Annotated in this window: 10 protein-coding genes and 1 pseudogene; 1 reads left to right on the top strand and 10 read right to left on the bottom strand. The window is 33.7% G+C overall.

Annotated features, from left to right (window positions below; genetic code table 11):
- Positions 1-491 precede the first annotated feature (491 nt).
- The 4 genes from JM658_RS07625 to JM658_RS07640 form a co-directional block, all read right to left on the bottom strand.
- A complete protein-coding gene (locus tag JM658_RS07625; protein WP_236958658.1) occupies positions 492-3533 on the bottom strand; it encodes an FG-GAP-like repeat-containing protein in 3042 nt (1013 codons plus the stop codon).
- A 369-nt stretch (positions 3534-3902) separates the two neighbouring features.
- Entirely contained in the window at positions 3903-5552 is a 1650-nt protein-coding gene (locus JM658_RS07630) for a RagB/SusD family nutrient uptake outer membrane protein (RefSeq protein ID WP_236958659.1), read from the bottom strand.
- Positions 5553-5564: 12 nt separating this feature from the next.
- The gene (locus JM658_RS07635) at positions 5565-8876 is read right to left on the bottom strand and encodes a SusC/RagA family TonB-linked outer membrane protein (protein ID WP_236958660.1); all 3312 of its coding nucleotides are present in this window, start codon (positions 8874-8876) and stop codon (positions 5565-5567) included.
- A gap of 29 nt (positions 8877-8905) precedes the next feature.
- Positions 8906-9895 carry a hypothetical protein gene (locus JM658_RS07640; RefSeq protein WP_236958661.1) on the bottom strand — a complete coding sequence of 330 codons (990 nt, stop codon included), beginning with the start codon at positions 9893-9895 and terminating at the stop codon, positions 8906-8908.
- A 569-nt stretch (positions 9896-10464) separates the two neighbouring features.
- Between JM658_RS07640 and JM658_RS17310 the strand changes: the two are divergent.
- Positions 10465-10637 (top strand): annotated as a pseudogene (locus JM658_RS17310) (IS256 family transposase); the annotation flags it as partial.
- A 118-nt stretch (positions 10638-10755) separates the two neighbouring features.
- On the opposite strand, the gene JM658_RS07645 reads toward JM658_RS17310, so the two are convergent.
- From JM658_RS07645 to JM658_RS07670, 6 genes are all read right to left on the bottom strand, one after another.
- Positions 10756-12648 carry a right-handed parallel beta-helix repeat-containing protein gene (locus JM658_RS07645; protein WP_236958662.1) on the bottom strand — a complete coding sequence of 631 codons (1893 nt, stop codon included), beginning with the start codon at positions 12646-12648 and terminating at the stop codon, positions 10756-10758.
- A 165-nt stretch (positions 12649-12813) separates the two neighbouring features.
- The gene (locus JM658_RS07650) at positions 12814-14580 is read right to left on the bottom strand and encodes a hypothetical protein (protein WP_236958663.1); all 1767 of its coding nucleotides are present in this window, start codon (positions 14578-14580) and stop codon (positions 12814-12816) included.
- Between the two features lie 259 nt (positions 14581-14839).
- Entirely contained in the window at positions 14840-17479 is a 2640-nt protein-coding gene (locus tag JM658_RS07655) for a glycoside hydrolase family 3 C-terminal domain-containing protein (RefSeq protein ID WP_236958664.1), read from the bottom strand.
- Positions 17480-17582: 103 nt separating this feature from the next.
- Positions 17583-19883 (bottom strand): glycoside hydrolase family 32 protein, encoded by a 2301-nt coding sequence (locus tag JM658_RS07660; RefSeq protein ID WP_236958665.1) that lies wholly within the window; start codon positions 19881-19883, stop codon positions 17583-17585.
- Positions 19884-19988: 105 nt separating this feature from the next.
- Positions 19989-21548 carry a GH39 family glycosyl hydrolase gene (locus JM658_RS07665; RefSeq protein ID WP_236958666.1) on the bottom strand — a complete coding sequence of 520 codons (1560 nt, stop codon included), beginning with the start codon at positions 21546-21548 and terminating at the stop codon, positions 19989-19991.
- Between the two features lie 38 nt (positions 21549-21586).
- The gene (locus JM658_RS07670) at positions 21587-22624 is read right to left on the bottom strand and encodes a cellulase family glycosylhydrolase (protein WP_236958667.1); all 1038 of its coding nucleotides are present in this window, start codon (positions 22622-22624) and stop codon (positions 21587-21589) included.
- Between the last annotated feature and the right edge of the window lie 352 nt (positions 22625-22976).

Genomic DNA, 22976 nt, shown 5'->3' on the forward strand with positions numbered 1-22976 from the left:
CAGGTTTAGGTGTGTTTTCATCCATTTTTTCACAGCATAAAAGCAAAATTATTGCGAAAACTGATAACTTTAATGGGGTGTACATAGTTTTAATTTATTTTGTTAAAATATATTATAATAGGGTGAAAAGAAAACACTTCAATACATCAGCTTTCAAGATTTGTTACCGCCAAATGTATTTATTACGTTCTTACCAATAAAAAAGGAAAGAAAATCATAAATACAGATTTTACTGTAGCATTTTCATGACTACTCCTTTTTCAATAAGGGAAAATATTTAAACTCCAAAACAAAATGTAGTATTGGCTTTGGAGTTTAAACTTTTACTATTGAACTCATCTTGACTTTTTCTATTTCCTAAAAAACGCTTAAAATTCACCCATATTTTACTGTTTTTATTAGTCGTAGCGATACTATGACTTCTAAAAACACCTTATCTGGTCAAATTTTATTTCATTTTCGGTTAAACACGAAAAGTCAAGCTGGGTTCTTTATTTTATTCTTACAGATTGAAGAAATCCATCATTTTTAGCTGCTAGAATATAATTTTTGTTTTTAACAGTTATAGTTGTCAAGTCTTTAACATCACCACGAAGGTAAAGACCACTATTGGTTGCGGGAATATCTTTAAAACTCCCTCGTCCATCACCTAAAAGCAATAGACCTATTCCTGCGTCTGCTCTAGGTGTTTCCACTTCTGAAGCGTATAGATTCCCGGCTACTAGAGCATCTAAATGACCGTCTTTGTTATAATCATCGACTAAAACCTGATTTATTGGTGATATTTGGGCAGCATTAGGTAGTTGATGTAAAATAAATTTTCCATCTTTATTTTCCAAATAAACACTAGCAAACGATTTAACTTGGTAATGTAAAGCGTTTTTAAGCTGATTTGGGTTATATACTTCGTTTAATGTCGCTTTTGAAAACGCATCATAAGTTTTAAATTTTTTCTTTAATGATGGAATTTGTTGAGAAGAACAAGATCTTCCTCTCACGGGGTATTTCTTCCCTTCATTAAAATAACTAAGAACAATATCGTTTTTATTATTGCTATCAAAATCACTAAAATAGATATCAAAAGTCTCATCCTCTTCAGCCTTATATTTATAGTTCAAACCAAGGTTCCCAACAATAAAATCTTGGTCGCCATCATTGTCAAAATCTCCAGAATTTATACTGAACCACCATCCTGTGGTATCTAAATTCAATCCCCAATCTTCAGATACATCTTTAAATATTCCTTCGTTGTTTTTAAATACTTTTATTGGCATCCACTCTCCCACTACAATAAGATCATCCCAGCCATCTTTGTCTATATCGGCAAAAGACGCAGAGGTTGCAAGTCCGAGTTGTTTTAAAAAAGGTGCTTTTTGCGCAGTTATATCCTTAAATTTCGGATTACCATTAGAGCTGATATTTTCTAATAAAAAGCTATTTGCTGGGTGTGGATAATTCCCTGGAACTAAACGACCAGTAACAAATAAATCTAAATCGCCATCTTTATCAAAATCATTAGCATACACTCTATTTCCACTACTAATCATTTTGGGCAAGGTAACTTTGCTTTTTTTAAAGTTTCCTTTACCATCATTTACATATAACCTATCCTGTAACAATGGAGAATTATATGGGAATTCATTGCCTCCACTTACTATATAAAGATCATTGTCACCATCCATATCAGCATCAAATACTAATGCACCTAAGTCTTCATGGTTACGATCGTTGATAAGTATTTTTGTTTTCTGTTGTTCAAACTTACCTGTTGTAGTTTGAAAAAACAAACCACCAGGATAACCTTTAGCGGCACCTATATAGACATCGTTAAGACCATCTCCATTAAGATCTCCTGTAACTAAACCTGGCCCAAAACGGGACGTGCGGTGCGGTAAAAGAACCTCTGACTCAAAATCGTCATATACATTTTCTTTATGTCTGTAAACCAACAATGAATCTGTAGAATTTTCAAAATACGTATTATTTAGAGGTTTTGGAGCATTAGTCTTTGGTTGGGCATTAGCATATAATAACTTTAAGTTTTGATTAGTGACTACATTCACTAACGTTTGCTCTTTTAAATCTGGCCAAATAATTTTAATACTGTCAATTTTCTTTGATTTTCCAAGACCGAAACTTAATTTAGGGGCTACTGATGATTGAAACCCGCGAGTTAATGTAAGTTGTTGATGCTGTAAACCACCATTTGCGTATAGTATTGCTTTGGTGCCTATGCCAAATTTATTTTCATCTTTCCCCTCAAAACTAAGTGTTAAAAAGTTTTGGTGCTCAGAACTAGTGTTTTCGTAAATGGAAACAACATCGTCAATATTATTCGTAATGATTTCTATATCCCCATCATTGTCTAAATCAGCATAAGTACTTCCATTCGAAAACCCTTCAAAAGATATTCCCCAAGCCTCGTTTACTTTGCTAAATGTTAAATCCCCATTATTCTTAAATACAAAATTATCTATTCTTTCAGAGGGTATATTTAGAGATTTTTTAAGTAAACTATCCTTATGCTTTTTTTCACCTTCCAAAGAGATAAAGTAATCTCTATTGTTAACTTCCCTCCTAGTTCCGTTTGATACAAAAAGGTCTTTAAGCCCATCATTATCTAGATCAATTAGAAGTGGACTCCAGCTCCAGTCTGTAGAAGAAACACCTGCTAGCCTGGATATATCGCTAAAAACAGGTGTCCCATCTTCTTTGTTTCCTCTGTGGATTTGAAGGCTGTTTTGCATGTATTGCATACCAAACCCAGCTTTAACATTTCCATAGAATAAATCTGGATTCATACTTAGCATATTAGCCTTTGAGCGCCTGTTACTAGCAGGGTTCATGTCTAATTGAATAATATCTTGTAAACCGTCATTGTTGTAATCGGCTATATCTACCCCCATTCCGTAGAAAGAGAAATGTTCTGTCGATTCCATTATCTTATCAGTAAAGGTTCCATCCTGATTATTTATATACATCATATCTGGTGTGTTAAAATCACTAGAAACATATAAATCATCCCATCCATCGTTATTAAGGTCACTTACTGTAGCACCTAATGAAAGTGAATACTTAAGCATACCTGCTTCGTTTGTGACGTTTTTAAAGACTCCATTGTCATTTCTATACATATGACCAGATTGTGCCATAGTCACATTATTAACAGCTTGAAGGTATTGATATGGTGTAAAGTTCACTGTTGTTGGTGGATAATTAGCAACATAAACATCTAAATCACCATCTCGATCATAATCAAAAAATGATGCCTGAATACTATGACCTTCATCTGCTAAACCATATTCAGCAGCTTTTTCCGTAAATGTCATGTCGCCATTATTGATAAAAAGCTGATTAATGTGAGGATAACTTTGACCGCTTACTGAACAATAAATATCTAAATAACCGTCATTGTTAATATCTACCATTGTACTCCCTGTATACCAACGTTTATCTCCTTCTAAATTTGCTCTTTCAGTAATATCTTCAAAAACTAAGTTTCCTTTGTTGAGATATAACTTATTCGAAACCATATTACCTGTAAAGAAAAGATCTATTAATCCATCATTATTTATGTCTCCTGCTGAAACACCTCCACCTAAATATATATATATGGATTAGTAAAATAATTAAGCGTATCCGATTCTGTAAGCGTGTTGGAAAACTTTATGTGGGTTTGGTTAGAACTTAAACCTTTAAAGATGGGTGCAATACCGTTTTTTTGTTCCTGATGATGCTTTTCTTTATCATTAATACAAGCAACAAGGAAACCAGATAAAAAAATAATTAACAGATTTTTTTTCATGATTACTAAACATTCTCAATATTGAACAGTAAAAATAAGATTTTTAAAGCATGAAAAGCAGAATTGAATTCTGCTTTTCATGCTTTCTAATAAAGCTCTAATTATCCTCTGGGAAATAATCTGGTGCTGGGTTTGTAGGATCTATAAGCGGGTTAGTATCCAATTGCTCCTGTGGAATAGGGAAATACCTACTTTCATTAGTATAGTTTGGTTTTACATCCCTTAATGCTTCTAGAGCATCACCCCATCTATATAGATCTAATATACGCTTTCCTTCCAGGGCGAGTTCTATTTGACGCTCATGCTTAAGAGCTTCGAATACTTCTGAAATATTGGTAACTGGATAATCCCGTATGTCAGTGCCGTTATAAGGAGGCATATTAACACTAGGTCTTGCTCGAACTTCGTTCATTAAATCGATAGCTTCTTGCATATTTGGTGAATTTTTGAATAATGCTGCTTCAGCTTTCAAAAGAAGTACTTCTGCATAACGCAGTAAGCGCGGGTTCACTCCTGATTCTGCCGTAAAATGAAAATCTTCGTCATTAAGTCTAGAATATTTTCTAGAAACAATGAAACCTGAGAGAGGAGCATCAAAGCCTCCAGATTGATTCCTGTAAGCATTTTGGTCTTCAATTTCACCCCAAATCCAACCAGATTTCCCAAAGGGCTCTCCATTAACAAAGAATGTGTCAAAAAAACGAGGATCAACCTGACTTCGGTCGTTTACTGTAACTTTGTTACCATTATTAGCTATTACAAGACCATCTGCTTCATAAGCTTCAAGCATTTTCATTGAGGGTCTGGCATTTCCCCAACCCGAATAGTCTGCACTGATAAATGTTGTTTCATTATCTCCAGCTCCAGTTCCCCATGCATCTTTTGAGGTACCACTGTCAGGAAGCAAAAAACCGACTTCAAATAAAGATTCATCATTATACTCTCCTGATTCGTTTACATTATCAATGTAGTTGTCTACCAAACGATAACCTTGGCCTTCAACCATTTTAAGGGCATCGTAAGCATTTTGATATTTTTGGGATTCAGCAGGGGCACCAGGTTCTTGTACAGTAAACAAATAGGTTTTACCTAACAATGCGTAAGCGCTTCCACTAGAAGGGCGACCAACCGATGCTTCGTTTTTAGGAGGTAAATTTTTTGTTGCGAACTTAAGATCTTTAATGATTTCCTCATAAACTTGTTTTTCAGAAGATCTAGGACGCAATCCTTCTGTGCCATCTTCAATAGGAACACCTCCAAAACGTGTTACTAAAAGAAAATAATAGTGTGCTCTAATAAATTTAGCTTCCGCAATAAGTCGTATTTTAACATCTGGATCAATATCCTTACTTTTTGACTTAGTCATTACATTTATAGCAAAATTAGCTTTAAATATCCCTCTATATATGGTACCATAGTATGCATTTAAAGATTCTGATAGCGATGTCAAAGTGTAAGTTTGCACTTCATTTATTGCCAAATTATTGGAATTTGTAGAAACTTTCATTTCATCAGACGTATGATCTGCTAAGAAAAATCCGTATCTACCGTAGAGTCCTACAGCTTGCATATCAGAATAGGCTCCCGACACTAATTGATCTGCTATATTGTTGTTTAATCCTTCAATAGCCTGTTGTTCAGTAAGGTTATTAGGATTACTTACATCTATAAACTTCTCTTCTGAACATGAAATAATTAATGAACAAACCAAAAAGGTACTTAAAATATATTTATAAACTTTTTTCATAATTACGTATTATTAAAATTCAATTTCTACACCCATTAATACTTGAGTAGGAAGTGGTGCAAAACCATTATCAACTCCTATCGCTTGTATTCTACTTGACCATGAAGGTTTTATCTCTGGATCTGGCCCAGTGTACTTCGTGAATGTAAATAAGTTTTGGGCGCTCATATAAATTCTAAACTTTGAGAAAGAATCACCGATATTTCTCAATGTTTTTTTGTTTACTGAATATCCTAAAGTTATATTTTTTACTCTAAGATAAGACCCCTCTTCAATAAAACGGTCTGAGGCTACCGCATTTCTGTTCTCGCCAACATCAAAACGTGGAACATCAGTATCTGTATTTGCTTCTAAAAGAGCTGGATTTATTTGTTCAAAAAGAGCTATGTCAGCAGGGTCTGTAGGAGCCAATCTATAACGATCTAATACCGAAACATCTAAAGAACTTGTAGCATTAAATGCTAATAAACCACGACGTGATACATTAAGAACATCATTGCCATAAACTCCAGTAAAGAAAACATTGAAATCAAACCCTTTATAGTACGCTTTTAAGTCGAGTGAATAAGTAAAATCTGGGTTAGGATCACCAATAATAGTTATATCGTCTCCAGATGAAGCTATATAATTGCCATTTATGTCTTTATATCGAATATCACCAAGGTAAGTACCACTTTCATCTAACATTACATCTTCAATAGGTATAACCACATTATCTGTACTACGCGTGAATGTAAAGGTTCTTTCCCCATTCGCATCAAGAGAAGTTGATCTTATTAATGCTACACCGTTAGAATCTCTAAAACGTTGTTCCTGCAAGGGAGCAGTTTTAAGCTCTTCTATAGATTTAAATATACCATCGGTTTGTAAACCTTGAAGCGCATATAGAGGTTTTCCTACTTGAATAATGTTTAAGAAGGCCGAATTAAACGACTGACTTTGCCCTCCTAAAATCGCTCCACCTTCTCCATTAACCTGATTTACTTGTGTGTTTATAAATGATATATTTCCTTGTGCATTCCATTGAAACGGTCCTTTTTTATCACTATACCCAAGCGTAAATTCTAGTCCATCAACTTGAACTTCACCTATATTTCTATAAGGATCTACAGTAACCCCTCCAGAAAAACCAATAGGTTGTCGCAAAAGTAAATCATTATTAACAGCCTTAAAATACTCTGCAGACAATGACAAATTGTTTTCAAAAAGGGATATATCAATTCCGTAATTTGTTTTGTAACTGGTTTCCCACGTAAGATTATCAGATGAAAATGTATCCGGTACTAATGTACTAACCACTGCACTACCAAATACTACTGAAGTGTTATTCAATAAATTTGTTTGGTAGCTAAATGCATCAATATTGTTGTTTGCGGTAACACCCACACTTGCTTTTAATTTTAAATTAGAGATAAAACCAATACCCTCCATGAATTTTTCTTTAGAAACAACCCATCCAACCGAACCTGCAGGGAAGTACCCTTCATTGTTGCTGTTCTGTGCTGGAAAAACAGAAGATACATCTCGACGTATAGATCCTGTAAAAAGATATTTATCCTTAAAATCATAGTTTACCCTGAATATTTGAGATGAAATTTTGCTTATCTGGTCCTGGGTAGAAGTTATTGACTCTTCTGAAGGACTAATTTGATTAATTCCAGAAACAGTTAAGGATGAAATTTGAGTACTATTTACCTGATTAAAATTTCTAGCAGCAATCTCTGCTATGAAAGAGGCATCAAAACTATGGTTTCCAAATTGGTTTCTATATGTAAAGTTAGTAGATGCATTAGAATTGGTAGATCTATTTATCAGCCTTCGAACTTCCTGATTTCTACGTATTTGAGTACCATTAACGATATCATCTGGACCAAATCTACGTTTGATGGCGCTAGTACTTTCATCATAAATATTATACCCTACACGTGTAGTATTAGTAAAGTTCTTACTAAGCTTAAATTCAGCAGCTAAGGAACCATATAAAGTTCTTCTTTCTACATCATTATCATTGGCTGTTTCTATAAGCAAGGGATTGTTTATCTGTAAAACCCTATCTTGAACACCATTAGGCACATATATTTTACCTTCTTCATCGTAAACTGGCAAATAGGGAAGGTTTAAAAGTGCCCATTCAGCCAATGTTCTACCTCCATCATTTTCTGGGCGTGAATACTTAGTGACTCCCCCATTTAGTACTTGTGTAATCTTTACGTTATCTGATATTCGAAATTGACTATTTAAACTTGTTGAATACCGCTTAAAACCAGTATCAAGCTGCACGCCTCCTTCATCATAATATCCTACATTTAAGTTGTACATACCTATATCTCCTCCTGCAGATATACCAAGATCAAAATTGGTTAAAAATGCTGGATTGTAAATTTGGCTTTGCTGATTAGTATTTGCGGGAACAAAATCTGGATCAAGTACACCAGTGGTATTGCCATTTTGGTCAGTTAGAAAAAAGCGAGAAGGTGAATTGGAAACATGACTATTTGGGAAACCTTCTCCATCAGCAGCAGTTAAATCTTCAAGCAAGGTAAGCTGCGCTAGTTCTTCACCACTTATTACATCAAAAAATCTGTTTTTATTTACAAAAGCAGTACCCGAAAATAATCTTAGATTAATTTTAGGCTTACCTTTCTCTCCTTTTTTAGTAGTGATAATTATAACACCATTACTTGCCCTGGAGCCATAAATTGCAGCAGCTGCAGCATCCTTAAGTATATCTACAGACTCAACACTGGCTGGATTTATTTGATCAATGCTTTCAACAAAAACTCCATCTGCGACAATTAAAGGTTTTGAATTTCCAAAAGTATTTATACCTCTAATGAGTACATTACTATCCTCACCTGGAGCACCACTACTTAATACTCGAACACCTGCAGCACGTCCTTCAAGAGAATTCACAACGCTAGTCACAGGAAATGTTGTAAGATTTTCTGACGAAACTTTAGCTACAGATGTAGTAAGATCTGATTTTTTACGAGTTCCATACCCTACTACAACAACCTCTTCTAAAGTAGTTTGATCTGTTTGCAATTGCACGTTAATTGTAGAGTTTCCCAACACAGCAACCTCTTGCTCTTTATATCCTAAATAGCTAAAAACTAAAATTGCATTCCTTGGGACGTCGTTTAAATTGTATTTACCATCAAAGTCAGTTACTGTAACGTTCATGGTTCCTTTTACCATTATGTTTGCTCCTGGTAAAGGACCGCTATTATCACTAACTATACCTCTTACCTGTTGTCCAAACATGTTGGATACAAAAAAAAGTAGCGCTATTATAAATATTTTTTTCATTTGTATTAAATTCATTATTGAATCGTTTTATTATATTTTTTCTATTATTCCTTAATATAAAACCTTACGTTATCTATAAGAATCGTTGCACTAGGGGCAGAATTTACAGATATAGAAAATTGAAGTTTTTCTAAATTAGCTGGATTAATATCAAAGGATTGATTGGATGTTCCATACCCTACTCCAAAAGAGGATAACTCGAAAGCGTATTCTTTCCATTCTGTGGTGTCAAAATTTATGGTTTGGGTAAATGGTTGCCCTGGTTCAAATGGAACAATATTAAACCCTAAACCAATTTGGTCTACTTTTGCAGAAAAAACAATCATAACCTTTGAAGCATCTGTTTCAGTTGTTACGATATCTGGCTCTGAAAAGTTTAATGTTTGAACTCCTCCAAAACCAAAATCTTTATTGCCATCCCAGACTATTCTTAGATGTCCACCACCTCCAAGAACAACCTCTTCAGTTTGAACTCCAGACAATGATTTATCTACCACACCAAAAGCACCCCAACTACCTTCTTGAGCCTCAGGTATCCCTGCGCCATTAAAGTCAGAAAATAACACTTCGTAATATCCGTCAGGTAAAGGAATTGTCTCTGGAGGTAAAGGCAAAGAAGGCTCTTCTAAAATTACAGGAAAGCTAACAATCGAGCCATCTGTAGTAACCATATTTATTGTTTTTTCTCCATAACCATCCAGTTCTCCATCTTGAAATAATGGTACTGTAAAAGTTAAGTTATGCTTACGTGCTTGACTTGCAAGCGGAACTGCTGCAATGTCAAACGGAAGTACTATATTAACGGGGCTTGTAACTAGTTCTATTTTTTCAACCTTATTTAAGTTAAACCCTGTTAGCTTAACAACATTATTGGGACTTATAGGTATTTCCAAATCATCGTTAACATAAATCGACAAAAGTTTCACCTCTGTGGTTTCATTTAATGCTTCTGAATCCTCGTCTTTATCACAAGAGGCAAAAATTGCGACCTGTAATACAAGAGAAAGAAGGGATAGTAATTTTAAATGTTTCATTTTTTTAGTTAAGTTTAGTTAGACATAGAGTTTACCTTATTAGGTATAAACAGGCATGAAATTGGTATAATTTTAAATTTTGATTTAAATAAATGTCTCATCATTTTTAAATTTAGTTAGTTAATTAATTTTAGATTAGTTAAAGTTTTTCCAGAGTGATTATTAGTTTTTAATCTACCTGTCCGACTCTGTAAAGTTAATATCACACCCAGGTTTTAGCTATAAAAAATGATGCAATAAATGGTATTTTTGATGTACAGGTAGTTCTGAATCTTTGGTTTCACTTGGTTTCTTCTATAAATAAGCGTTTTACGATTAATACCTGTAGATCATTCGTACGTTTCAAATTATTTATGAAAAAATACAATTGAATTTATATCTAAATTTTATATAACTATTTTTATTAAGTTGTATTTGACCAGAACGAGAGAATCAAATTATAAGCTTTTTGATAGTCTAAAAATAACGAAAAGAGAAATAAACAACTGCAAACTGATAGTTCACACATTGTCGGAAAGTGTCATTTTATTTTTATAACTGTTTAAGAGAAAAAGTTGGTTTTAAAAGGCATTAACTTCTTTAATGCCAGCTTACGCAAGTGCACACGAAATAAAAAGTGTTTCCACATGATGATGCAGCCTTAAAATCAATCTATTTAGCAGCGCAGAACATCAGTAAAAAATGGAAGAAAACACGATTCAAATGGGGTCAAACTTACAATCAATTGTATTTTAACCTATGAATTTTGGGCATCATCTCATGAAGTGTGTAAGCATTAAAATCTCAGGTTAAAAATTGACTTGAGATTCTTTTATTGGTTAATTTTAAATTTTACACACTTTACGGGATAGTGTCATTTTTTAAAGCAATTCAAGTATGCTCCATACTTTTATTCCATTATTATTGTTTTCTGTAAACCTATGAAAAGGACCAAAAAACCTTTTTTCACCAGAAATTTTTTCACCAAAATAATCCACATTAAACATAATGTCTGAACCATCTGGATTATCAAATCTTGATTTAGATAATTTAGTTATCCCCAATGTACTGGTAGTAACTATTTTTCCTTTAAAATCTTGGACATAATCTATAAAATTAATATCAACAAAAACATTTTCATTTTTCTCAATAACATTTGCTTTAGCTTCAAAATCAATAAACTTGTTTGTCTTATATGCCATATGTATTGAATCCTGCTTCTCGAAAAACAAATTAGCTTCTATCCATGAATCTTGTTTAGCATGTAGGTAGGTTTCCATTTTATTATCAGGTTCTAAAAAAATGTTATTATAAAACCTATCATCTCCACCTTGTATAGTTGACAGCCCCGCTATATTTAGAGAATGAGGCAGGAAGTAGGGTGTAAAACGATCTGTTACAGCTTTTACAATAACACGCCCACCAATAAGGTTATTAATATAAGCCCCTCCTTGAGACAAGTTTCTAACACTCGCATATGATAGCATAATATTATGATCTACTATATACGGTCCATGGTTTACTTCAATGTATAAATCGTCTGAAGAATTTTTATACAATAAATTTTGTGTCAATCTTGTACCCTGTGTCATCCAGTCCAACCAAATACCATGTCCACAATTATTTATGCTGTTAGCTTTTATCAATACATCTACTGGAGCATGTAATTTAATTCCGGCCATTTCATAACCATTAAACTGTCTTTTGGTATAGATGTTATAAATGTGATTATTTTCAATGGTACTATACACAGCTCCCATACTGCCACAAATAGCCGTTTGCTCGCAATTAAAAATAGTATTGTTTCTAACGATATGAGAGCCTATATGGGCCTTATCCCAATTATTTCTTAATACATTAAAAATTACTTCAATGTAATTAATACTTCCGTCTCTATTTTTATTTTTTTCATCTGCTGTCCAAACATTATGGCCAGTACCAAATTCTTTACCTAATGTTATCCCATTACATCTTGAATTGCTTATCACGTTATTTTCAATAATCCATCCCTTATTCCAATGTGTCGATACCATCCCTACTTGCCCTGCTGTTGGGGCAGCCCATTGTGTAGCAGCTTGACTGATATGAAACCCTCGAATTGTTAAATAATTTATTCCTGGTTGGGTAGGATAAATACATGTTTTCCTTGAACTAACTTCAATCAAAGCTTCATTTGGATTGTACTTTTGAAAATTTGCCCAAATTGTTGTGTTGGTTTTATCACTTTCACAATACCAAGTATAAGTTGAACCTTCTTCATCATAACTTCCTTTTATTATTTTTGATTGATACACCTTATCTAGTGTTTCCATTTCATATAAAGATTTACCATTAAGAAAGACATCGGCTGTATGATGCACACGACCTTCATCAAAAAACCAATCGCCATGGATAATATCTTTAAACGGGTTGTAGTCTCCAAAAAAACTATTGGCTAATGTCTTTTTCCACACACTCCCTTTTACCTTTTCCCAGCCAGTAATAATTTCTGAACCTTTAATCTCAACTTTTTCATTTGGTGCAGCCCTATATAATATTCTATTCGAATTTGATGTCCCTCCTTTTAAAGGGTTTATCCGCTCTCTATACACTCCAGCATGTACTGTTATCGTATCGCCTGCTTGGGCAAAACCAACTGCATGCTGAATAGTCAAAAAAGGTGTGTTAGCAGTTCCGTCATTTAAATCACTCCCTGTTTTCGACACATGATATTCACTTGCTGAAACATGTAAAAAACTAATAAAAAAGAGTAAATAGATAAATGTTTTTTTCATAATGTATAATAAAATGTTTTGCATTTAGCCTATGTTATTTTTTTATTAAAAAGAATATTTTATTTAATTGACTTGTTAAACCTCCTCTTGATAATACTACTGAATGTTAGACTAAACGCGGTGAGAAGTTTATTTTAATAAAAAAGGTTTATATACTTACTACTCTCATTGTTTGTTCATTATTAACTTTCTGTATTTCTCTACCGTATACCCCATTCCTGCATTTGGTCTTTTATCTACTAAATAACAATAAAAGGCTTCGTCTTTGAATAGGGTTGCACAACTGGGATTATTAACATATAAATCCTCCCATTCCTTCCATAATTCATCATACTTAATTATTGCGTTAGATATTCTCTGTTTACCTAAGTTATCATCTAAGCCTCCTTGCTTTCCCAATAAAGAAATAGTCCAAAATTGTTCTACAATACTGTACTTTATAAGTCCATACTTACATGAAGTAATAATAAAATCTTTTAAATCTTTATCTTCTGTTGTTAATCGCTCAGCAAGACTAACAATTTCTTTCCATAACTCCACAGCTTCTTTCTTTTCTCTTAAAGCCATTTCAACATGTCCTTGGCCAATAATCTTATCACGTAATGCTTTAAAGTGTCCTTGATCACCTTCCATATAATGATCACGCATCCATAACCGTCCAGGCATATCGTAATTAACTTCTGTTTCTCCGATATACTTTTCTCGGCCTCTTAACACAGCATCAGCAGATAACCATGAAATTTTTCTAAACAGATCTATATCTTTCCCTCTTAATCCTTTAGATTTAGCAAAATCATTTATAATATCTCTTTCTTCTAATAGCGGATTTCTAAACCATTTTACCGCTACGTATGCATTTAACTCTGTCCATAGTTCATTTTTCAAATATGGTCCTGCCCAACCATCTCCTCGAGACCAAGACCACAAACCTACAATGTTCGGGTGGTCAATTATATCTGAAAAACTCTTGTTTGTCCCAGGCTCCATTAATTTATACTCCTCAAAACCTTCTATCGCTCCTTTAGCAATATAATTAGGATATGCTCCCTTCCCTTCGAATGAGCGTTGACACGAATACTCTATTATTTGAGGATGTTTTCCCAAAGTCAACACAGAACTAAACGGGTTCATTCTATGGTATCGATTATGTTTTATACTAAAAATTAAATTATGATGTGGCTTAATAGCATCTGTTACAGTTAAATAATATGCTGGATCTGTATGAAATCCATCAAACCCCCATGTTCTAAAAAAAATTTTTTTATTGAGTTTTACACAAACCTCCTCTCGAAGAATTTCAATAAGAACTTTATAGTCTTCTGGTTTATGACACAAAATACCACCTTTATGGAATGGTGTATCCAACGTATATATCTCGCCCGTTCTAATTACCAACCCATCAAGTTTAGGATATTGCTTGAATACTTCCTGTAACATATATCTCAACAATTCTTGTGTTAAAGACTGATTAATATCAAATTTCATTTTACTATTCACTTCCGATTTCAATTCCTTTTCATTGTTGTTCATAATCGTGGTTGGCAAAACAAACAGATCTGTCCAATAATATAAGTTTATGCCAGCTTTATGTGCGGATTCAATTTTAGCATTGGTTACCTCTCTTCTTTTCTCTAACCATTTTTTTTGATCTTCATTATTTGGAAACATCCCTTGTTTATAATTATTATAATCGATTGTTGTTACAGGAGATACAAAATCGTTAATTATTTGACCGTTATAGCCCATGGAGGCCAAAAAACCAGGATCCATAAAATTACTTTGAGGGTAAGGTTCTCCTGGGTTTTTATGAATACCATCTAAAATATATTTTTCAGATAAATCTTTATGAGAGCCTTTAGCACAACTTAAAATTAAACTATGTGATACCACTAAAACCAATAGTCCTAGCTTTATATTTTTTAAAAAAAACATTTTTATTTAAATTTACTTGATTAATTAATCATCTCCTTTAAGATTATTTTTTCTCTAAGAAGAGTCTACATTTCACCCTTTAGTTTCTGCTTACTTTAATAAAATTAATTGTAATAGTATAGTATTGACATAAGTTGCTAAAACCATATTTTTCAAAACACAAAACTTGCTATTCCAGTTTGTTTTTGTGAAATAAAACAAATAACCCCTTTGTAAATTCTTTATTATATATTTTTAAATTATATAATAAACCAAACAATTATTGAATACTAATTTTAGATTCTAACTGAATATTCTTAGATGAATTTCCTACCAAAACACTATATCTTCCAGGTTTAACCTCCCATATTTGCTTTTTAACATTCCATGTTTCTAAAGATTTTAAAGGCATTTCAATTGTTATATTGTCCTTCCTACCTTTTTTAACATGAACTCTTTTAAATCCTTTTAGCTTTTTAGGGGCATTTTTATCATTATCATATTTTATGTAAACCTGTACCACCTCATCTCCATCGATATTTCCTGTGTTAGCAACATCTACATTAACCTTCATTGTTTCTGATTCAGAATATTTCTCTTTTTCCAACCTTAAATTTTGTATTTCAAAGGTTGAATAACTTAAACCATAACCAAACTCATACAATGGTTCTCCTTTGTAGTACATATAAGTTCTTCCTTTTCTAATATCGTAATCATTAAAATCTGGAAGGTTATTTTCAGAATCATAAAATGTAACAGGTAATTTTCCGCCTGGGTTACACTCCCCAAATAACACATTTGCAATAGCATTACCGCCTTGCTCTCCTGGATACCAAGCTTCTAGAATAGCTGGGACATTTTTAGTTGCCCAGTTTATAGATAAAGGACTACCGTTTACCAAAACCAAAACTGTATTAGGGTTGGTTTTCATTATTTTCTTAATAAAGTCTTGTTGTTGTTGTGGTAAATTGAGTGTTGTTTTATCCGTTCCTTCCATCTCAAATTTATCCCCTAAACCAACAACTGCAATTACCATATCTGCTACCTTAGCAGCTTTTATCTCACGCTCAAAAGGAGTGATTTCCTGATTAGGCTTCATTAAAACCTTCATATCAAAAAAGGGCTTTCCTGTGTTGTGGTAATGATCTAAGCGCAGATGGTAACGTTTTCCTTTTTCAAGCTCTAAAGTTATTTTATGAGTTTTCTTGTCTTGATCATACCACTCTACTAATTTTCGTTCCCAATCTACCGAAAACTTAACTCCATCATTTGCTGTAATAGCAAATTTATATGTTCCTGTATACGGCGCCGTAAACCAAGTATTCCATTGAACTGAAAACTTACCCTCAGGTATAGCAGGATCAATAATAGTATTGTACCCATCATAATGGATTTTATCTTCTACACGTTCAATTGATGCTGTTTGTTGCCCCCAAACATCATTCGTATTATAATAATAACTAGCCTTTATTCCTTTTCCTCCATTGGATTGGTTAGTTGAATTTAGTAAACGAATTGGTATATATTCATACTCATCATCGTTATTATCGCCTTCCCATTGCACATAATTCACATCTATCCCTTTTGTTTTTGCTAATTTCTTTATACCAGAATTAGGCGTTACAGCAGGATTTACAGGAACACCTGAATAGTCTCCAAATTGGGCAATGCCAGAGTTAGGCCCTAAAACCGCAATGGTTTTAATTTTTTCTGAATCTATTGGCAATAATTTGTTTCCATTAATTAGTTCATTTTTTAGCAATACCATTGATTCTTCGGCACTTTTCAAAGCCAAATTTTGATGCTTCTTAGAACCTACCAGCTCCCCTTTTAACTTATTGAAAGGAACACGATCATCTGGATCGAACATACCTAGTTCCATTTTAGCATGTAACACCCGAGATAACGCTGTATCTATTTGTGTTTTACTAATCCTGTCTTCCTCTACACTTTTTTTGAGATATTTTCTGAATACATTTCCGCATTCTAGATCTACTCCAGCATCAATCACCATTTCTGTTGCTTCCTCAAAAGAAGATGCATATTTATGCTTAAGATGTAAATGTTCTACAGCTCCACAATCTGTCACAACATACCCTTTAAAACCCCATTCCTTTCTAAGTACATCTGTAAGCAAGAATTTATTTGCTGAACATGGAACCCCGTTTACTGCATTATAAGCACTCATAACAGACCCCGCCTTTCCTTCTACTATTGCTGCTTTAAATGCAGGAAGGTAATATTCCCTCAATACTTTTTCAGGGATATCAGCCTGACATTCAAACCGATTATGTTCTTCATTATTGGCAACAAAATGCTTAGGGGTTGCAATAGTTTTCATATAATTGGGATTGTTCCCTTGTAAACCTTTTACAAAAGACACTCCTATTCTGGAAGTTAAAAACGGATCTTCACCATAAGTTTCTGCTGTTCTTCCCCAGCGTGGGTCTCTTGCCATGTTTACGTTTGGTGACCAAAAAGTTAACAATCCACAAGAACGCTTCAACTGCATTTCTCCATTAGTTTCATTATGTTTTGCCCTTGCTTCATCTGAAATTGCAGTCGCTACTTCATGAATTAACCTTGGGTTCCAACTAGCAGCAAAACCAATAGCTTGTGGAAAAACTGTTGCCTTTCCAGGACGCATAATCCCATGCAGTGCTTCATTGCCAAAAAAATATTCTGGCATTCCTACTCTTGGAATTCCAGGAGGGTAATTACCGTCTAGCTGGATAACCTTTTCCTCCAATGTTAATTCCTCTAGAATAGCATTGACTCTATCGTTAACAGGAGCATCTGGATTTAAAATCAATGGATTTACAACTTCAGCTTTTGTATTTGAACTTTCTTTTTGTTTCTGACAGCTCAACACAAAAGCAATGCACATCAATACACTTAAAACCTGTTTACTACGTTTCATTATTATTTAGTTTTTAAATAAGTTATTTTACAACTGAAGTTCTAAATCATCTCCAGCATAGGCTATTCTTGTATTTATCATTTTTATATATAGCTTTTGTTTTTTATTTAAAATCGACGGCTTTGAAGTTCTGAAACGAAGCTGTTCCCTCTGCTGTTACACCAAAACTATAATCCCAACTCACTGGTGAATTTTTAATCCTAAACATTTCTTCCCCATCAAGAGCACATTGAAGTTCCTTCTCTTTGTCTAAATAGGTAAGCTCTAAATGAAATATTTTATTGGTCTCAATTTTAGCATCCACCGTTTGCAGTACTGTAACACCTTCACTGTTATTAACATTTCGTTGGCCATAAACAACCAAGTTATCAGCAGCACGCAACTCAAACACAACACCATTAGAACCTTTACCAGTTGTTCTTGCTATTAGCCCCCCAACAGCATCGCTATTTTCTAAACGAAGATCTACACTTAATTTTTGATTACGGAGTTTAATGGCTCCATGGTTTTGTGATAATCTACCAAAATGAGTCATCCCATGTTTTGTGTGCTTCCATCCTTTTGAATCATACAAAAACCGAATATTACTTCTAAATGTATTTTCTAAAACAGTTATATTACAAGTACCTTGAATATTTTCATCCAAGCCAGCCGTTAACTTTACTTCTCCTCCTTTTTGTGGCTCAACCAACACCCAATCTCCTTCATTTTTAACAATTCGAAGCACCGAATCATTACTGCTTTTCCATCTCAATTTTGCATTGTTTTTAGGATATGCACGAGCACTTAGCCAATATTTCCTACCTGACACTAGGTGTTTTTCTTTCCAAATATCTATACGAGTTGGTATCTTACCTTTTGTTTTTGGATGAATTGATTTCATCTCATAAACATCAAGCGAAATCAACTTACTAGTTCCGCCTTTTGAAAACGCTGAAACACCATCACTTGCAGGCTGTGGTAAAACCCAAGCGGTTATATTTTTCACCCCCTCTTCTCCAAACAACTCTACTAATTGTCTATCGAGTAAAACACGCATTTTAACTCGCCTATTATTTAAATTCGCAGGAATTTCCCAAACGGCCTCCATATTCCCGACTTGATCCCATCCTGATTTTGATCGATCTAAGAAGAAGGCTTTGTTCTTTATACTATACCCCACTCGAGTACCTTGCTCTCCTTTACCTTTTGCAATAGTGAAACCAACCTCTTCTACATTTGTTCCGACTTCAAACTCAGCAATTATTTCTAATTCTTTTCCTTTAACTCTATCTAAATCAATCTCATCATTATTTACTACAAGATTATTATACTCCCAATGTGCTCCCCTAAGATTTTGTAACTCTTTTACAGGAAGCTGCCTTAATATTGGTATACCTTCTTTATTTTTAGTTAAACTTAGCTCTAACATGACAGATTGTGTTCGGCTATTTAAACCAATCCATTTCCCTGCATACCCCCAACTGTAACACCATGCATTGGCCACACGACGGTTATTTGGGGCATTGCTAAAAGATTGCATTGCAAGAAAATCTGGACCAACATTCATTTTTTGAACAGGAAATTTTGGAGTAAACACATGTCCGTCAAAGTCTCCTATTTCTGCCCATTGCCCCGATCGAGTCATTACCCAATATTTTTCATCAGGCTGACCCTCAACAGCCATTTCAAATAGGTCTGGACATTCTGTTCGTATATCTTCATTAATGCTTTCGAAGGTCCAATCTTTAAGGTTTGGAGAAGAAAATATACGAACTGTTCCTCCAGCTACAACCATAATCCACTTTTGAGTTTGTTCGTGCCAAAAAACCTTTGGATCTCTAAAATCCTTATCTTGTTTTTGCCCCACTATATCTCGTAACTCGGGAATAACCGGATTACCTTTGTATTTATAAAAATGCTTTAAGTCTGGACTATAAGCTATTGCTTGAGATTGCCAACCGTTTTGTGGTTGGTGATAGGTATAAATTGCTACATAGCCTGGTTTGTCATTAAAAAAACCCGAGGTATTATTCCAATCGATAACACCACTCCCTGAATAAATTTTCCCTAAACTATCTTGCGGAATAGCTGGAGGTAAATGTTGCCAATGTAAAAGATCAGTACTTGTAGCATGCCCCCATGAAAGTCCTGCATTACCTCCTATATCGTGCTGAAAAAAGAAATGCCATTTACCTTTGTAATATACTAACCCATTAGGGTCATTTTGCCAATACTTAAAAGGCGTAAAATGAAATTGTGGCCTGTATAACTCAGTCCATGAATAAGCCTGATTATTATAAGTATTTAAATCTTCTTTATACTGTTTTAAATCTGGATGATTAATTAGATCTTGTCCAAAAACAAAACTAAAAGCTGTTGTAATAAACAATGAACTTAAAATTGTATTATTAATAATCTTCATTATTTCTTATTATCTCAAATTAATTTTATTAGATGTCTTTTATCGATTTTTTTAATGGCAAATCACAAAAAGACCTGACATTCCTAAAAAAACAGTACAAAAAAATTAAATCTTCTCTAGTTTTATAAGAAAAACATCATTTTCAAATACCTCTATATTCGTTTTAAAACTCTTATTACTCACCTTTACTATTTTAGAAATTAATGGGGCATCACTAGTAGATTCTGAAAGTATTTTCATTTGCTTTTTGGACAAATTTTTAGGTGACTCCATCTCATAATATGAGGTATAAACATCATTATGCTTGTACCCTGTTTTATATATTCTTAACATATATGTTCCATTTTCTAAGTTAGACACATAGAAATCTACCTCAGACTTTGATGCCGGTGGAAGGTTCTTTTTATAAAATACCCTATTAGACACTCTTTTTTGGTCTAAAAAGGTAAAGTCCCAAACCAAGGCTTGCACTTCATTCTCACTTTTGCACACCCAAGATTGTTTATCATTGTTTTCCAATTCTATTTTTCCTAATTGGTTTAAGTACTTGTAAACAAAGTAGGTTGGCTTTTTTAGATTTTGAAGGTTTAACAAACCAAACCCTCCATGAAAAGGCCCACGGGGCACACCGCCTTCCTCAAAAACATCTGTAAATGTCCAATAAGACATAGAAGTAGCATGATGCTCTGAATTTTTTAATGTATTTAAAATATAAGGTGCATTTTGATAGGTATCATGCACAGGATCGGTATTTGAATAAGATGAAGACCATTCGGTAAAATGCAGTTCGATACCTTTAAAAACAGAATTATCAATCATACCTCTTGTACGCTGTACCTTTTCCCACATTTCATGCGGATTAGATTTCATAATAAGGTTGTTTTCTCCAAACTCGTCTAAAAACCCTTTAACTCCATAGGTATGTGTAGCAATAAAATCTAAAGGAACTCGATTGGTTTCACAATATTGAAGCGTTTCTGGCACCCATTGGCCACCTGCAGTTGCTGGACCTCCAACACGATAATCTTTTGACACCCGTTTTACGGCTTCTGCTACCGTTTTATACATTTTAAAATATTCTTCTTGAGTGCCACTAAAAAATGATTTTAAGTTGGGCTCGTTCCAAACTTCAAAATACCAAGTAGCAACTTCTTCATCGCCATACCTATCCTTAAGATGCTTTACTAGTTTATAAATTAGTTCCCCATAGGCTTCGTACGATTTTGGAGGCGAAACGTTTCCTTTCCACCAAAAAACTGTATTATCATTTGTTTTTAAAGCATTTGGCATAAATGACAACTCCACAAAAGGCTTCATATCTATACTTAAAATAAAATCATATAACTTATCGATATACTGCCAATTGTATTCTGGGTCTCCCTTCTTATCATACCTAAATACGCCCATATCATCATGTAGCAAGCCATGAAATCGGATATACTCAAATCCACAATCATTTTTTACGATTCTTAACTGCTCTTGCCAATCTGCTCTTAGCCCCTCGTTTGCTCTCCCTGCTCCAACACACATTTGAAAGGATTTAGAGTGTGGGCCTTTTTCTTGGAGTACATCAACATGTAGTTGTCTCTGCTTCTGTGCTATTACAGCACTTGAAACGCAAATAAACAGAATACACACTAGGATTCTTATATTCAATTTTTGCATCTTTGTAGTTTAAATATTAGTATTTATATTTTATTTTTCTAGTTCCACCAATAACCTTTTTCTTTGGCATCAGGTACTAGAATCTCAAGGTATTCATTTGGGGTGGCATCATTCCATCCTCGCCAATCGGCCCAGCTAATTCCTGATTTTTCAAATATTTCAGACATTACCTTTACATCAAAAAAGTTTTTAATATATAGATAAGGTTCTTCAGGCTTATCAAAAGGAGCACCTATATAATCCCATTCCGTGCATATAACACTATAGTTTTTTATAAGATTTTTAAAATTTGCTTCTTCACGCTCTAAATCGCCATTAGGTTGACCATACATATGAAAACCAACTGTTGTGTAGTCCCAATCTATCCATTCATAATCGTCTACAATTTTTTTACAATCATAGGCCAATGAATTAAAAGAAAACATTATAATCTGCCTGTTCGGTGCTTTTTTCCTTACGTTTTTGTATACCCGTTCCATTGTTGTTTTAAAATCTTTAGATAAATAATCTTTTAGCTCCCATGTCTGTTCGTTATTCAGTTCATAAATAACATGTTGGTTATTTTTATACCTTGGTGCTACCTTTTCCCAAAACTCTTCCATCATACCGAAACCTCTAGACTTAACATATTCTCCGACTTCATGATAATCTATAATTAAAGTCATATCCAACGCCCTTGTGTATGATACCGCCTCATCTATTATAGGCAGAATTTCATCTACATTCCAATATTCTTTTCCTTCTCGTTTAAACCAGGGGTCTACCCAACATAAACGCACCGCATTATATCCTATGTTTTTTAAATTAGAATACGCTTTTTGATCTCTAGCCATGTTAATAGTTTCCTTCATGAAATTAGATTTACCAATAGCAATAGGTGCTGCCCTAATAATTTCTCCTTTTTGCGACAATAACGTACCTTTTGCCTTTGGAACTTCATCTATTCTACTTGACTCATTTTCATTTATTTTTTTCTCTTTTTCTGATACATGATTAGACTTACAACTTACCACCAATAAAAACATTACCAGTGTAAAACTCTTCAACAAATGCATTCCCTTCAAAAACTTCTTCATAAACGATATTTAATTACTTTTAAAGTTTAACTTTTAGTTATATTAAAAGACTAGAACACCAACCTTATCTCTAATTATCTATTAAAGAAACACATAAACCAATTTCCGATAATGCAATATGGTTTATGTATTATTTATTGTGTTTAAAAGTCTTGGGGGATAAAATTACAATCGAGTATAAAATTTGAATAGTAATTATGACTCACATAATATTAATTTTGAAGCAACGACATTAAATTCATTAAAAAAAACTACTGTTATCAGTATAATAGCCACAAAAAACTGAACTTAACATTCATATCCTCACATAAAAAATCATAATTAGGACTATCCTATATTTTCCAATATGCCT

The sequence above is a fragment of the Joostella atrarenae genome (assembly GCF_021764745.1).
Classification (GTDB): domain Bacteria; phylum Bacteroidota; class Bacteroidia; order Flavobacteriales; family Flavobacteriaceae; genus Galbibacter; species Galbibacter atrarenae.

Excerpts from the sequence above, each read along its gene's own strand:
- JM658_RS07625 (WP_236958658.1), bottom strand. The coding sequence starts at position 3,533 with ATGGTTTCGAATAAGTTATATCTCAACAAAGGAAACTTAGTTTTTGAA.
- JM658_RS07630 (WP_236958659.1), bottom strand. The coding sequence starts at position 5,552 with ATGAAAAAAGTTTATAAATATATTTTAAGTACCTTTTTGGTTTGTTCA.
- JM658_RS07635 (WP_236958660.1), bottom strand. The coding sequence starts at position 8,876 with ATGAATTTAATACAAATGAAAAAAATATTTATAATAGCGCTACTTTTT.
- JM658_RS07640 (WP_236958661.1), bottom strand. The coding sequence starts at position 9,895 with ATGAAACATTTAAAATTACTATCCCTTCTTTCTCTTGTATTACAGGTC.
- JM658_RS07645 (WP_236958662.1), bottom strand. The coding sequence starts at position 12,648 with ATGAAAAAAACATTTATCTATTTACTCTTTTTTATTAGTTTTTTACAT.
- JM658_RS07650 (WP_236958663.1), bottom strand. The coding sequence starts at position 14,580 with ATGTTTTTTTTAAAAAATATAAAGCTAGGACTATTGGTTTTAGTGGTA.
- JM658_RS07655 (WP_236958664.1), bottom strand. The coding sequence starts at position 17,479 with ATGAAACGTAGTAAACAGGTTTTAAGTGTATTGATGTGCATTGCTTTT.
- JM658_RS07660 (WP_236958665.1), bottom strand. The coding sequence starts at position 19,883 with ATGAAGATTATTAATAATACAATTTTAAGTTCATTGTTTATTACAACA.
- JM658_RS07665 (WP_236958666.1), bottom strand. The coding sequence starts at position 21,548 with ATGCAAAAATTGAATATAAGAATCCTAGTGTGTATTCTGTTTATTTGC.
- JM658_RS07670 (WP_236958667.1), bottom strand. The coding sequence starts at position 22,624 with ATGAAGAAGTTTTTGAAGGGAATGCATTTGTTGAAGAGTTTTACACTG.